This is a genomic window from Micromonospora sp. NPDC049081 (genome assembly GCF_040648835.1).
GTDB lineage: Bacteria > Actinomycetota > Actinomycetes > Mycobacteriales > Micromonosporaceae > Micromonospora > Micromonospora antibiotica.
Genome location: NZ_JBEZEK010000003.1, coordinates 37,908 through 49,829 on the forward strand (window position 1 = coordinate 37,908; position 11,922 = coordinate 49,829).

General features: G+C 69.3%; 17 protein-coding genes. 1 reads left to right on the plus strand and 16 read right to left on the minus strand.

Annotated features, from left to right (window positions below; all coding sequences use genetic code 11):
- Window positions 1-18: 18 nt before the first annotated feature.
- The 14 genes from AB0B63_RS07025 to AB0B63_RS07090 all read right to left on the minus strand — a co-directional run bounded on the left by AB0B63_RS07025 (window position 19) and on the right by AB0B63_RS07090 (window position 9,896).
- Window positions 19-273, minus strand: coding sequence for a hypothetical protein (locus tag AB0B63_RS07025; RefSeq protein ID WP_357015286.1), 255 nt, complete (start codon window positions 271-273; stop codon window positions 19-21).
- The gene (locus AB0B63_RS07030; RefSeq protein WP_357015288.1) at window positions 270-443 is read right to left on the minus strand and encodes a hypothetical protein; all 174 of its coding nucleotides are present in this window, start codon (window positions 441-443) and stop codon (window positions 270-272) included. The genes AB0B63_RS07025 and AB0B63_RS07030 overlap by 4 nt, the downstream gene beginning before the upstream one ends.
- Before the next feature lie 221 nt (window positions 444-664).
- Entirely contained in the window at window positions 665-1,666 is a 1,002-nt protein-coding gene (locus AB0B63_RS07035) for a helix-turn-helix transcriptional regulator (protein WP_357015290.1), read from the minus strand.
- On the minus strand, window positions 1,638-2,018 hold the full coding sequence (locus AB0B63_RS07040; RefSeq protein WP_357015292.1) for a hypothetical protein: 381 nt from the start codon (window positions 2,016-2,018) through the stop codon (window positions 1,638-1,640). Before AB0B63_RS07040 ends, AB0B63_RS07035 begins: the two co-directional genes overlap by 29 nt.
- On the minus strand, window positions 2,015-2,659 hold the full coding sequence (locus AB0B63_RS07045; protein ID WP_357015294.1) for a hypothetical protein: 645 nt from the start codon (window positions 2,657-2,659) through the stop codon (window positions 2,015-2,017). Before AB0B63_RS07045 ends, AB0B63_RS07040 begins: the two co-directional genes overlap by 4 nt.
- On the minus strand, window positions 2,656-5,058 hold the full coding sequence (locus AB0B63_RS07050; RefSeq protein WP_357015296.1) for a hypothetical protein: 2,403 nt from the start codon (window positions 5,056-5,058) through the stop codon (window positions 2,656-2,658). Before AB0B63_RS07050 ends, AB0B63_RS07045 begins: the two co-directional genes overlap by 4 nt.
- A gap of 94 nt (window positions 5,059-5,152) precedes the next feature.
- Window positions 5,153-6,454 carry a hypothetical protein gene (locus AB0B63_RS07055; RefSeq protein ID WP_357015298.1) on the minus strand — a complete coding sequence of 434 codons (1,302 nt, stop codon included), beginning with the start codon at window positions 6,452-6,454 and terminating at the stop codon, window positions 5,153-5,155.
- 6 nt (window positions 6,455-6,460) lie between these two features.
- A complete protein-coding gene (locus tag AB0B63_RS07060) occupies window positions 6,461-6,838 on the minus strand; it encodes a hypothetical protein (protein WP_357015300.1) in 378 nt (125 codons plus the stop codon).
- Window positions 6,839-6,857: 19 nt separating this feature from the next.
- Window positions 6,858-7,112, minus strand: coding sequence for a hypothetical protein (locus AB0B63_RS07065; protein ID WP_357015302.1), 255 nt, complete (start codon window positions 7,110-7,112; stop codon window positions 6,858-6,860).
- A 164-nt stretch (window positions 7,113-7,276) separates the two neighbouring features.
- Window positions 7,277-7,489, minus strand: a complete 213-nt coding sequence (locus AB0B63_RS07070; protein WP_357015304.1) for a hypothetical protein — start codon at window positions 7,487-7,489, stop codon at window positions 7,277-7,279.
- Window positions 7,489-7,746: a hypothetical protein gene (locus AB0B63_RS07075; RefSeq protein ID WP_357015306.1), complete on the minus strand. Its 258-nt coding sequence runs from the start codon at window positions 7,744-7,746 to the stop codon at window positions 7,489-7,491. Before AB0B63_RS07075 ends, AB0B63_RS07070 begins: the two co-directional genes overlap by 1 nt.
- Before the next feature lie 32 nt (window positions 7,747-7,778).
- Window positions 7,779-8,102 carry a hypothetical protein gene (locus AB0B63_RS07080; protein ID WP_357015308.1) on the minus strand — a complete coding sequence of 108 codons (324 nt, stop codon included), beginning with the start codon at window positions 8,100-8,102 and terminating at the stop codon, window positions 7,779-7,781.
- Window positions 8,099-8,332 carry a hypothetical protein gene (locus AB0B63_RS07085; protein ID WP_357015310.1) on the minus strand — a complete coding sequence of 78 codons (234 nt, stop codon included), beginning with the start codon at window positions 8,330-8,332 and terminating at the stop codon, window positions 8,099-8,101. Before AB0B63_RS07085 ends, AB0B63_RS07080 begins: the two co-directional genes overlap by 4 nt.
- Window positions 8,325-9,896 carry a hypothetical protein gene (locus AB0B63_RS07090; protein WP_357015312.1) on the minus strand — a complete coding sequence of 524 codons (1,572 nt, stop codon included), beginning with the start codon at window positions 9,894-9,896 and terminating at the stop codon, window positions 8,325-8,327. Before AB0B63_RS07090 ends, AB0B63_RS07085 begins: the two co-directional genes overlap by 8 nt.
- Window positions 9,897-10,004: 108 nt before the next feature.
- Here AB0B63_RS07090 and AB0B63_RS07095 point away from each other — a divergent pair, with 108 nt between their 5' ends.
- Window positions 10,005-10,772, plus strand: coding sequence for a GntR family transcriptional regulator (locus AB0B63_RS07095; RefSeq protein WP_357015314.1), 768 nt, complete (start codon window positions 10,005-10,007; stop codon window positions 10,770-10,772).
- 93 nt (window positions 10,773-10,865) lie between these two features.
- On the opposite strand, the gene AB0B63_RS07100 is transcribed toward AB0B63_RS07095, so the two are convergent.
- Window positions 10,866-11,471: a hypothetical protein gene (locus AB0B63_RS07100; RefSeq protein ID WP_357015316.1), complete on the minus strand. Its 606-nt coding sequence runs from the start codon at window positions 11,469-11,471 to the stop codon at window positions 10,866-10,868.
- 44 nt (window positions 11,472-11,515) lie between these two features.
- Window positions 11,516-11,842, minus strand: a complete 327-nt coding sequence (locus tag AB0B63_RS07105) for a hypothetical protein (RefSeq protein WP_357015318.1) — start codon at window positions 11,840-11,842, stop codon at window positions 11,516-11,518.
- Window positions 11,843-11,922 lie beyond the last annotated feature (80 nt).

The following is an 11,922-nucleotide window of genomic DNA, read 5'->3' on the forward strand; positions in this document are numbered from 1 at the left end:
TGGGGCGTCGTCGTGCGCTCAGGCCAGATGCTCGCGCACCGCAGCGGTGCGCACCTGATGCTGCCAGCATCCCGACGTGCCACAGTCCGGGTCATCCCACGAGCAGACATGCCCGCGCACCCACACCCTGCCGTTGAACTCCTGCCGGTACACGGCGTACACGACGACGGTCACATCATGCTCGGCGTGCCTGCGGGGCTGAGGCCACCAGTCGACGGCACGGAACTGCATGACGGTGCCCGGCGGAATCTCGGGCAGGTCCACGGCGGTCACCGCTGCCACCGCCTCGGAATGTTCTGGGCGATGCGCTTGCCGGCGCACCCGCCGACGATGGCCGGCACATCCGGGTACAGGGGTGCGTGCGCTCCGGGGTTGCTGTGCGGGTCGGGTGGGACACGATCCCAGACACGGCTGTTGCCGTCGGGCTGCGTACTGTGCGCCACCGCCACCACCTCCGGGGGTGCGGTGGCCGGAGGGGCTGGGGACCACGCCGACCACCACACACTGTTCCGGCTACAACCGGCACCGGCCTCTGGCCTGCTACGGGCTGCGCCTCTCCACGTCGGTGAACAGCTAAGCAACTGGTACCGACATGTTCAGCGTGCCCGGTGACCGGCGGGTAGGGGTGCCCCGACGCGTCCAGAACTTGTCCAGAAACCGGAGGTCACCCGAGGGCGGACAGGGCCGTCCGATATTCGACCGTCCACGGCGCATCCTGATACTCCGGTGGCAGGCCGGTGAGCCCAGCACGCAGGTTGTCGGCGGCAGCCACCGAATCGTCTAGCGCCGTGTACGCCAAGCCGAGATTCAACCGCAGGAACGTCGGGGACAGCCAGTAGGCGGTTACGGGCGGGGCGGCATCCGCTGCCGCCGTGGTGAGATCGCTGGCCGCACCCAGCAGCCGTACCGCCTCCACCCGGTCACCGAGCAGGGCGTAGCCGTGGGCGGCTTGGATGGCGTCTCCGACTCGTTGCAGCGGGTTGGCTCCGGGCGTGTGGTAGGCGTCCAAGAAGTGCCTAATGATGCCGCGCGGGTTGCGGCGCTGCCGTTCCAACCAGCCCCGAAAGTTAGTGGCCTGGGCGGCGAGCGGACCATGGTCGATGCTGTCGGCCTGCGCGGTGGCTTCGTTGAGGAGTCGCACCGCCTCACTGTCGTTGCGGGCCTCCGCATGCAGCCAGCCCAAAAACTGGGTCCATTCGGCGGCGACCTCATGCAGCCCGTCGGCGTGGGGTCCGCGCGCCTGGGCGGCGAGGGTGTGCACGGTGCGGCAGCGGACGGCGGCTGTCGGCAGCAGCATGGGTGCGGGGAGGCTGTCGTCGAGCCGGCGCTGTTCGGCGAGGTCGGCGGCGAGCAGGGCGACAGTGGCGGCGTCAAGTCGGGTGGGGGTGCCGATGGTGTGGGCGATGCGGGCGGTGTCGTCGCTGCTTGCCGGTGGCAGGTCGGCGACCATGGCGGTGAGGGTTCCGCCGGCTTGCAGCACACCGTCCAGCTCGGCGGCGACCTCGCCGGTGGGTTTGGTGCCGCCGGTTTCAAGGTTGTGGAGGTAGCTTTTCCCGAGGTGTGCGCGGCGGGCAAGGTCACGGATGGACATGCCTCGGCTTTCGCGTAGGCGGGCGAGGGCCGCCGGGAAGCGCGGGTCAACCAGGGAGCGGATACGTGACGGCATCACAAGTCCTTCCTACGTGACGGAGACGGTTTCGGGCAGGGGCGTGTCTCGGCCGGGTCAGTAGTTCCTCCCGGTCGCGCACCCGCGCCAGCGGCCCCACCCGCAGCACCGACAGCCACTCCTCCGCTGCCGCCATCACCTCGGTCTGCCCGCACCACACCCGCACCCGCCAGCCGGACAGCCGCTCCCAGTCGGGTTCGACCCTCCACAGCTCGACGCACATGCGGTCGGCAGCCCAACGCTCGGCCGCCTGCTGCTGCTCGTACGTGTCACCCCACAGGTGGACGGTGCCGAACGACTCCGCCTCACCACGCCCGTCCAGCAGCCGCCACTGCCACACCGTGCTGGTCACCGGGTTACCCGACGCCACCAGCGGCGCACACGGCGGCGAATCGCAGTCCACGGCGCGCACACCAACACCGTCGGCAGCGCGATCCCGTAGGCGAGCCCATCAACCCAGGTGGCGACCGGACCGGACGCGGCAACCGCAGCAACCCAGCCGGCGAACAACACCACCGCCAGCCAGCGGGCCACCTGGCCGGCGAGCCTGACCCGCTGCCGCCACTCAGGCACCCGCGCCCGCCGGGCCTGACGTGTGCCACCACGTGGGTGCGGCACCCACGGCCTGGTTGCCGGCGGCTGCCAGCCCGGCTCGCGGGCCTGACGCTGCCGTACGGCCTCCCACGGCTTGATCCGCCCCGGGTTGCCCATGTTCCACTCGACGTTGTACAGGGGCCGCTCCTGCTCGATGGCGGCTCGCTCCGCAGCCTCGACCGCCGGCTTCCCGACGAACGGGGTGGGGTCAACCTCCCACCGGACGATCGTGTCTGCCCACGGCTGCGCCAGGACGTGTTCCATCAACCGCACAAACGGCATCCGGGCCGTCTCACCGATATACCCGAGCACCACCTTCCCGGTGGCAGGGTGCTGCACCCAAAACCGGTACAGGGCGCACCCACGCCGGTCGGTCGCTTGCTGGGCGGTGGCGGTCACAGCCCAACCTCCTCGTTGACGCCCAGGTGCTCGGCACCCGACTCGGTGAGGCTGTACCAGCCGCTCTTACCGTCCGGACCCGTCTCGTTGACCAACATGCCTTCGGTGACCAGCTTGTTCAGCACGTTCGTCAACGCCCGCGTCTTCACCGCCTTCACGTTCTCGTCGATCACCCCGAACTTCACCGGATCACGGTCACCGTCGATCCACCGGTCGGCGAAGTACCGCAGCACCGCCTCCCGGCCGCCCTCCTTGCCGGCCTCAGTGGTGCCGGCGGCGGGGCGGTCGATGGTGGGGATCTGCGCGCCCAGCAGCTCGGCAGGGTCCATGGAGTCGAACGCGGCGAGCCTCTTGTGCCGGTCGGCGTACAGCACCCCGGCGGACGGGCGTACCGCGTCCTCCAACTCCCTCGTGATCCCGGCGTGCATCAGGTCGTACACGTCACCCACATAGTCGGCGCGCATCCGAAGCGGCTTCTGACCAGACACGTAGCAGACACCGGCGGCGGTCTTCCCGTTCGGCCATTCGGCGGGCAGGGCGTTCGGGTCGCCGGGCATCTTCCCCGGCCACGCCGCAGCACCCGACAGGCGGTCGGCGGTGCGGAACACCGCCACCTGCCCCGACGACAACTGCGCCCGCAGCACCGAGTTCTTCAACTCCGACAGCAGCGGAGACTGGGTGATCAACCGAAGTTTGATGTTGCACTTGCGGCCCGACTTGGCGAGCAACGCCAGCAGGGCGACGATCTCCTTGCCATGCTCGGGGTCGTTCATCGGCAGGTGCGCCTCATCGCAGGTGATGGTCAGCAGCGGAAAGTCTGCGGACACCTCCACGTACTTGACGCGCCGCTCCACCACCTGCCCGTCGGGGCGGGTTTCGGTGACCCGCATGCGGGTGATGAGGACGTTGCGGGCGAGCATCACCTGCACCGCGACCCGCAGCATGATCAAGAATTCTTCGGTGGTGGGTGCGAACCAGTCGACGCCGTCGCGGATGTCACCCAGCGACTGGCCCATCTGCGGGTCGCACACCCACGACACGCACACCCCCGACTCGCGTTCCAGGGCGAGCAGCAGGTTCAGGTACTCCGACTTGCCGGACCCGGTGGCCCCGGCGATGAGTTCCATGACCGCACCCCAGCCGGGCCGCCAGAACGCGTGCTGCGCACGGTCGCCGTCGTCCACGGACAGGGTGGCGGCTTTGCCGGTGGCAAGGTCGATGCCGGTGCCGTCCCAGGGGCGGGCTTCGGACAGGGGTGAGGTGCGCTGCACCAGGATGAGTGCCCGGTTCGCGTCGAGCGGGTCGGCGGTGATGGTGACCATGGTGACGCCGACCCCGTAGGCGCGGGCGATCTTCCCGATGGTCTTGTCGGCGTCGAACTTTTCCGGGTCGAGGTCGGATTCGTCGGTGGCGACGATGATCGCCGACCAGCCGCCGAAGGTGCGGCGTACCCCTTCCAGGATGGTGCCGGGTAGTGGGCCACGTTCGGCGGAGATCCGCTGCCACCGGTCGGTGACGTAGGCGGTCAGCTCATCCAGGTCGGTGGGCGTCGCCTCGGCGGGCTGCTCCGGTGCGGGTTCGTCGACCGCCGTCGTTTGCGGGCTGGCCTGCCGGCGGGAGTCCACCCAACGCAGGTAGGGGCGGGAACCCAGCACACCGGCAGCGAGCAGCGCGGCTACGGCGGCGGTGAGGCGTTTCGGGTCGGTGGTGATGTTCAGTAGGTCGGCGATCTCCACCCACGACATGCCGGCGGCGGCCAGGTAGGCGGCGAGGCGGGCACGGCGGTCGATTTTCCGCTTCTCACGTTTCCCGGCCACCTCGTCGGCGGGGTCGAAGCCGCTGGTGCGGACAGCTTCGCGGGTGAGCCACGCCCGGGTCAGCCACCATGAGCCGCGCACCGCTGCGGGGATCGCCGCGAGCTGGATGGTGTGCCCCCACCACGGCATGTCCGCCAGGTCCACGGCCACCCCGGCGGCCCCGGTGGCAGCGAGGACGGCACCGACACGGATGCGTTCGTCGGCGGCCCGCACGATCGTCTTCCACGGCAGCAGGCCGGCGGCGGGCTTCTCCCCCGGCTTGAGCTTGCGCAGGTCCACATCGTGCAGGTCGCACATGGGGATGGTGGCGAGGGTGGCGGGCATCCACCGGCGAGACTCGGAACCGCAGGTGGGGCATTCGTATTCGTGGGCGGCGATCCTGCCCGAGGCGTTGACCGGCACGGACACCTTCGCCATCTGCTGCACGCCCTGCTCGTCGAAGTAGGTGCGCGACCAGTGGGAGGCACCCATCGGCAGTGCGCGGCGCGGGCCGGTCGGGTCGTTGGTGGCGGCGGGCCGAGCCTCGCCCGGCGGGTCCACCCGGTTCGGCAGGCTCGCCGGGCGGTGCTCGGTGGTGAACATCAGGGCAACTCCATAGGGGTCGGGGGTGCTGTGTCGGGTTGATCCCGCCACCCCCAGACGGCGAACCGGCTGGAGGCGACGGCAGCGACCCGCGTCAGCGACCGTTGAGAGCGGAACCGTCGGTGCCGCCCACCAGCTCGGCGGCCTCCTCCAGCGGGGCCAGGTTGTCGACGGTGTCGGCGACACCCTGCTTCGCGACTGCGACCGCGTCGATGAGTTCCTTGATGTGGTCCGACGACAGGGCGTCGAGGGCGGCGGCCATGCCGGGCACGCATGCGTCGGCGTTCTTCGACCGCAGCCACGCCTCGACGCTCTCGGTGGCAGCCTTTGCCTGCCGGATGGCCTCGTCAACGACGTCGAGGGCGGTGTCGACGCGGGTGAGGTCGTCGGCGAGGGCGGTGAGTTCGGTCTTGCAGGTTTCGACGTCGTGGACGTCACCGGTGGCAGTGTTCATGTCGGCTCCTTCGTTGAGGTTGCTGGACTGCTGGTTGTTGTCGGGTTGCTGCTGCACGGGTCGGCACGGGCACACCACCTGACCGTCGGTCAACCGCTGCACACGTCCGCACCGCTCGCACAGCGGGGCGTTCATTCCGGTGAACAGGCCGCCCTCGCCCATCAGCACATCGAGAACCTGCTCGGCGGTCAGGCCTCCGTCGTCCTTTCCGATGATCTGCACTCCCTCGGCTGGCGGGTTTCCGGTGTTCAAGCATCGGTGTGCGGCGGCGGCGGCCTGGGCCTCACCGTTCGTGGCGTAGTCGAAGCCTTTGCCGTTGCAGTCGGCGCGGCGGCACGACCACGCCCACTTGCCGGCCTTGGTGTAGCTGACCGACGTGTCGCCGTGCACTACGGTTGACCCGGCGTCTTCGTCGGGGTCGGGGGTCAGCCACTCCGGTTCACCGTCCGGCTCTTGTGCGGTGTTGTCGTGTGGGGTGGCGGGGCGGGGCTCCCCCACCGGGTCGATGAGCAGTCGCACCGCCCGACCCAGATAGCCGGTCTTCTCCCGCTGGCGGCGCACCTTCGACTCCACCGCACGGTCGACGACACCCGGGGTGGGCCGGCTTCCGTCGGGGCCGATCGGCGGCCGGTTGGCGCGCTTTACCCGCCGCGCCTCCAACTGGTCTTCCCACAGCCCGTGGTAGACGTCGGCGAGGTAGGCGGCCAGGCCAGGCCGGTAGGTGCCGTCACCGCCGGCCTGACGGTTGCGGCGGGCACGCAGGTCGGCGATGGCCTTACGGCGGGCCTCCGCGCGGGCGGCACGACGGTCACGGTCCTTGTCGATCAGATCCCACTGCCCGGCCTTCGACGCCCGCATCGTGGTGACGAAGTCGGACACGGCGGTGGGGATGGTCTTAGTGACCAGCCACGCCACCAGCATCGCCCCCAGGATCAGCTCCATCGGTGGTTACCGGCCCAGCCGCTGCGGGGTGGCCCGGGTCGACACCAGGAACGACAAGGCCACCGCCGCCAGGGCGAGACCGACAGTGGTGGTTCCCACCCAGTCGCCCATGGTGTTCTCCGCCCAGCCCCACAGGTCGGACAGCTTGGCGCTTACCCAGTCGGGGAAGCTGCCGTTGATGCCGACGATCAGGGACGGCAGCACGAACGCCCCGATCACCGCATGCTGGTCGGGCACCCGGTCTTTGGCGATGTCGATGCTGATGATGGTGAGAGCACCGAGGACGGCGATGATCTGCACGGCGGCGGCGAGGCCGACACCGACGAGGCCGGCACCGCCGATGATGGCGAGCACGAATCCGATCCAGGCGAGGGACTTGGTCATGGCGGGTCTCCTTCGGGGGTTAGTGGGTGGCGACGGCTGCGCCGACGCCGACAGCGGTGAGGAACAGTGGTCCGCGTACGGGGTGGATGAGGAAGAACTTGGTGGAGTCGAGGGCGGCAGCCGACAGGACCGCCGGGTACCGCCACAGGCGGCACCACGCCCGGTAGGTGGGGTCGTCGATGCCGGACAGTGCGGCGTAGTCGGTGGCCCACACCTGCCGGATGGAGGTGGAGGGTTCGCGGACGATCCACGAGTCGGCGGCGTCCAGGTACATGACACGGCCGATTCGGCGCGCTGCGACCACGGAACGGGCAGCCCCCACGCGGCGGGCACGGTCACGGGCGGTTACACTTCCCTTGACCCTCGCGCGCGCAGACGCGCGCGGGCTGTCCGACCCCCTGGATGGGCTGCCATGTGGCAGTGCCACGACACTCTCAGTCACGGTCGGCTCCTTTCGTTCAGGTCACGGGCAACCCGGCTGATCGACTCCACGACGGCCGGTGCGGCAGCCCTGCCGGCGGCCCTCGTCTCGGACATCACCCACTCCAGGGCGTGCCGTAGCTGCTCGTACGGGGATGCGGCGGCGTTGATGCGCCCCATGGCGGTGGCGGCCCGATGCTCAGCCTTACGGCGCAGGGACTTTACGGACATCACGCCACCACCGGGACACTGAACTGGTGCAGCGGGTGCCGCTCCACCCTGCCGCCGCGCATCTCGTGGATGTCCAGGTGAAACAGGTGCGCCTGCTGCCGGCCCACACCTTCCCGCTCGGCGACCGCGTACAGGTGCCGGGAGAGCAGGTCACGGGTGTGTTCCGCGTCGTCCCAGTCCAGGGCTTCGACCAGTTGGTTGACGGTGCGGACGGGACGGTTGTCCCGGTACACGCGCAGCTCGTACATCTTCGGCATCTGTGCGGGTCTCCTTGTGGTGTTTGTGCAGGTCAGGCGGGTTCGTCGGTGGTGGCGTACGTCCAGTTGCGGCCTTCGTCGTGGACCCGCCAGGCGAGAACGACACCGGCGGCGACGATCAGCCCGGTGACGGAGGCGAGCCCGTAGCCGATGCTGGTGTGTTGGGTGAGGCCGAGCAGTAGGGCGGCGGGTATGCCGGTGGTGCCGGCGGCGTAGGGGGTGCGGTCGAGCCACACCTGCATCCGGTCGCGGTGCACCTGCTGCTGGTCGATGACGGTGTGGCCGTTGTCGGTGGCGTACTGGTCGAGCAGCATGCTGCCCGTGGCCGGCACGACGGTGACGGTGTCAGTGCTCATGCGGCACCTCCCTGGGTGACGGTGTGACGGTCGTGGGCGTACAGGTGACGGACTCCGCGTAGGGCGGCGTCGGCGTCACGGGTGACGTGGCGGCGGATGTGGCGGGGCTGCCGGTGGAGCGTCAGTCCGCCGGTGATGACGGCGTCAGCGTCGACACCGTCGGCGGTGAGGTCGTGGTGGGTGACGGTGGGGTGGCGGTCCCAGCGGGCGGGGATGACGGCGTCAGGCACGGGTGTCACCCTCAGCCGTCAGTTCGCTGGCGACGCGCGCCATAGCGTCACGTAGCACCTGCTCGGCGTCAGCCACCGTCAGTTCGCCATGCCACTGCTTGGCCTTCGCCCGGCCCAGCCCCTCCCCCTTGATGCCGACCACGCGGGCCATCAGGCTGCCCTTCGGGTCAACGCCCAGGGCTAGGCAGACCAGGAAGTATTCGCGCATCCCGGCGGTCTTGTTGCCGGTGTCGGCGGCGACGGCGCGGGCGCGTTCGGCTGCGTATTCCTCGATCTGGTCGACGGTCCAGTCCCGGAATCGGGCGTCGATGAGGTCACGGGACAGGGGGCGAACCTTGCCGGGGGCGGTGGTGTCAGTGGCGGTACGGGCGGGTGACGGCGGGGTGTTGTCCTCGGTGACGTCACTGGCGGGGGGTGCGTCAGCGGTGGGGGTGGTGACGCGCGGCTGGGTGACGGGCGGGGCGGTGACGGCGGGACGCTTGGCGGGGGTGACGGCAGTCGGGGTGGTGACGGCTGGGCGGGGTGACGGTGACGGACGCTGCGTCAGGGTGACGGCCTGACGGGCGTCACTGCCACCGGCAACCGGAGCGTCACCGGGTGGCGTCACCGGCTCACCCGTCACCGGCGAGACGGTGACGGTAGGGAGCAGGCCGAGGTCCGTCAGTCGGGGGGCGTCCTTCCACGGGTTGGCTTTGCTCGCGTAGTCGACGATGACGCCGATCAGCCAGGCGGTGACGGCGGCACCGATCGCGCCGACGGAATGGCTCAGCGCCTCACCGACGGCGGTCAGGATGTCGCCGCTACCCGTCCAGCCGCCGAGCATGTTCAGAGCGACCGAGAACAGCAGCGCACCCCACTTGGTGACGTCGGCCCGCCAGTCGGTGGAACCACCGGACATCTTGAGGGTCGACTTGACGACGATGATGGAGGTGGCGACGGCGATGAGAAGCGGCTCCACAAACCAGGCGGTTGCCCAGCCGACCGAACCGGCCGTCAGGTTCAGCATGTTGACCATGCCGGCGTGGACGCCGGGGGTGCTGATGAGGGCGAATCCGACCATGACGGGAAGGCCGGCAAGCATCGTGTATCGGCGGACCTTCGCCACGCGGAGGGCGCGCATCTCGGCGGACCGCTGAATGTCGGCGCGGATGCGGGCGCGTTCGCCGGAGCGGGCGGCCCACCGGTGCAGTTGCGCGAGTTCGGCGGATTCGGCGGCGTCTCGGGTGCGTTCGCGGCGTGCCCGTTCGACGGCGGTGGACCATTCGGTGGCGTCGGCCATGGCGACGCGGTGGCGCACGTCTTGTACGTGGCGGATCTGCTCGTGGTGGCGCTTGACGGCGGTGTGTTCGCGGGCGACGGCGAGTTTGGTGCGCAGCTCGTCCATGGTGTTGCCGCTGCCAACCTGCTGGGCGGGCTGCGTGTCGCCGGTCGTGGTGTTGTCGACGCTGATGGGGGGCGGGGGTGTGGTCAGGGTGATCCAGCCGTCGCCGGCCGGGGTGGGCATGTGCCACTGGCCTGACTGTCCCGGGTCGGGGGTTCGGGCGAGGTTCGCGTGGTTGGTCACGAGTGCACCTTACCCTGTTCTATACATGATGTCTAGTACAGGCTATTCTCATGTCGTGTCCATACAGGCGATGCGAAACCTGCAAGATCGGCCGCTAGGGTGACCTGCATGAACGCCGACGCCCGCCCCCAATACGTCCAGATCGCCGACGAGCTGAGGCGGCGCATCGACGCGGGCACCATCGGCTACGGCGCACCCCTGCCCTCAGAGCAGGAGATACGGGACGAGTGGAACGTCGCCCGGAACACCGCCCGGCAGGCCGTCGAGGTGCTGCGGGAGGAGGGCCGCGTCTACACCCTGAAAGGCCGGGGATCGTTCGTACGCCCGAAGCTGGATGCGCGGCGGGTTGCCTCATCCCGCTACCGGGCTGATGTGGAGTCCACGCCGGAGAATCCGCAGACGTCGGTGACACACGACTACGGGATTCGGTTCGACAGGCACAACCCGGATGCGGTGATCACCACCGAGCCTGCGTCACCGGAGGTCGCCGAACTGTTCAACGTCGCCGCCGGCACGGGCTTGGTGCGCCGGGATCTGGTGTTCCGGCTGGACGGGTGGCCCACCCACATGTCGACGTCGTTCTACCTGGCCGACATGGTGGCGGGAACACCGGTTGCCGGGCCGGGGTCGGAGCCGGCGCAGGGCGGGGCGGTTGGGCATCTCAAGTCGTTGGGGGTGCGGGTGGTGCGGGTGGTGGAGGCGGTGGAGTCGCGGATGCCCACCGACCGGGAGGCGGAGGTGTTGCGCATGCCGTCGGGGCCGGTGTTGGCGATCACCCGGCAGATGTTCGACGACGGTGGGCGGGTGGTGGAGGTGGCCCGGGAGATCGTGTATCCGGGTGACGGGGTGCGCCTGGAGTACGAGATCAACCTGTGAGGCTGCTGCTGGCGTAGGCTGGTGGTGCAGCCGCCAAAGTTGCGTTGAGCCCCGGACCGGGTGACCGGCCGGGGCTTCGTCATGTGCGCTTCGTCAGCAGTCGATGGCCATGCGGTCTTTCACCCACCTATGCGGCCAGCCCTCCGACAACTGGATCGGCTTGTCACCGATCCAGTAGTCCTCTCCGACCATGTTAAGGACCATGGCCTTGGCTATCCTCTCCATTAGCACAGAACGCACAAACTGGCAGAGGGCTCGGCCGGTGAACCGAGTCGCACCGCCGGTGCTGCCGACGGCAATCACCTCGACGTCGGCCACTGAGGTATTGCCATCGAGCCAGCTGTCTACATTGACTTTCAGGGTGCCGGTGACGGCCCACGCCCGTGAACTCCAGCAGCCTGCATGGCTGTCCATGGAGAACTGCACCCGATGGTACCGGGCGTCATCCGTGTAGGGATTGCTCACCTTCTCGCCACGCTGCACGGCGACGCTGACGTTCTCGGGTGCCCGGTTGTCCAGCGAGGTGAGGGTGGCCTTCAGCCGACGCCACGGCCCGCTATACGACACACCCCCGAATCCGTCCGGCTCCCCGAGCACCTCCAAGGCGTCCTCCATGAGGGGGTCACCTCCTGCCGCGCGGATCGCCGTGTCGACATCGATGATCTCGAAAACGGTGGCGTGGGCGGTGCTGTTCTTCATGATTTTCTCCTTGGTCGATCGGGAACTGGCTGAAGGGTGTTCGGTCAGCGGGGTACGCGGGCGAGGGTCGCGGTGCCCACGATCCGCCCGGTGTCGTCGCGTAGCGCCGCGCCGGGCATCAATAGGTCGCTCCGGTCCGGGTGCGCCAGGGCGATCCGGGCCGGGACAATCAGGTACGTGCCGGGCGCAGGGTCGGGCAGTTCGGCGCTCTGCCCGAACGTCGTCTCCACCACCGGTATGGTTGCCCCGCCGAATGTCAGGGTGTCCACCTGCGTGGTCTGCTCGGGCAGGCGGGGGATGACGCCCGACGGGGCGATGGTGACGCCGCAGATCGTCACCGGGTGGGGGGTGAGGTTGAGCAGGGTGGTCATGGTTTCCTCCTGTGTCGATGCAGCAGTGGTTGGGGTGGGCATCCCTGGAGGGGTGATGAGTGCCGGGGCCGTGTCCCTCG

Excerpts from the sequence above, each read along its gene's own strand:
- AB0B63_RS07035 (WP_357015290.1), bottom strand. The coding sequence starts at position 1,666 with ATGCCGTCACGTATCCGCTCCCTGGTTGACCCGCGCTTCCCGGCGGCC.
- AB0B63_RS07050 (WP_357015296.1), bottom strand. The coding sequence starts at position 5,058 with ATGTTCACCACCGAGCACCGCCCGGCGAGCCTGCCGAACCGGGTGGAC.
- AB0B63_RS07055 (WP_357015298.1), bottom strand. The coding sequence starts at position 6,454 with ATGGAGCTGATCCTGGGGGCGATGCTGGTGGCGTGGCTGGTCACTAAG.
- AB0B63_RS07060 (WP_357015300.1), bottom strand. The coding sequence starts at position 6,838 with ATGACCAAGTCCCTCGCCTGGATCGGATTCGTGCTCGCCATCATCGGC.
- AB0B63_RS07065 (WP_357015302.1), bottom strand. The coding sequence starts at position 7,112 with ATGTACCTGGACGCCGCCGACTCGTGGATCGTCCGCGAACCCTCCACC.
- AB0B63_RS07070 (WP_357015304.1), bottom strand. The coding sequence starts at position 7,489 with ATGTCCGTAAAGTCCCTGCGCCGTAAGGCTGAGCATCGGGCCGCCACC.
- AB0B63_RS07075 (WP_357015306.1), bottom strand. The coding sequence starts at position 7,746 with ATGCCGAAGATGTACGAGCTGCGCGTGTACCGGGACAACCGTCCCGTC.
- AB0B63_RS07080 (WP_357015308.1), bottom strand. The coding sequence starts at position 8,102 with ATGAGCACTGACACCGTCACCGTCGTGCCGGCCACGGGCAGCATGCTG.
- AB0B63_RS07095 (WP_357015314.1), top strand. The coding sequence starts at position 10,005 with ATGAACGCCGACGCCCGCCCCCAATACGTCCAGATCGCCGACGAGCTG.
- AB0B63_RS07100 (WP_357015316.1), bottom strand. The coding sequence starts at position 11,471 with ATGAAGAACAGCACCGCCCACGCCACCGTTTTCGAGATCATCGATGTC.
- AB0B63_RS07105 (WP_357015318.1), bottom strand. The coding sequence starts at position 11,842 with ATGACCACCCTGCTCAACCTCACCCCCCACCCGGTGACGATCTGCGGC.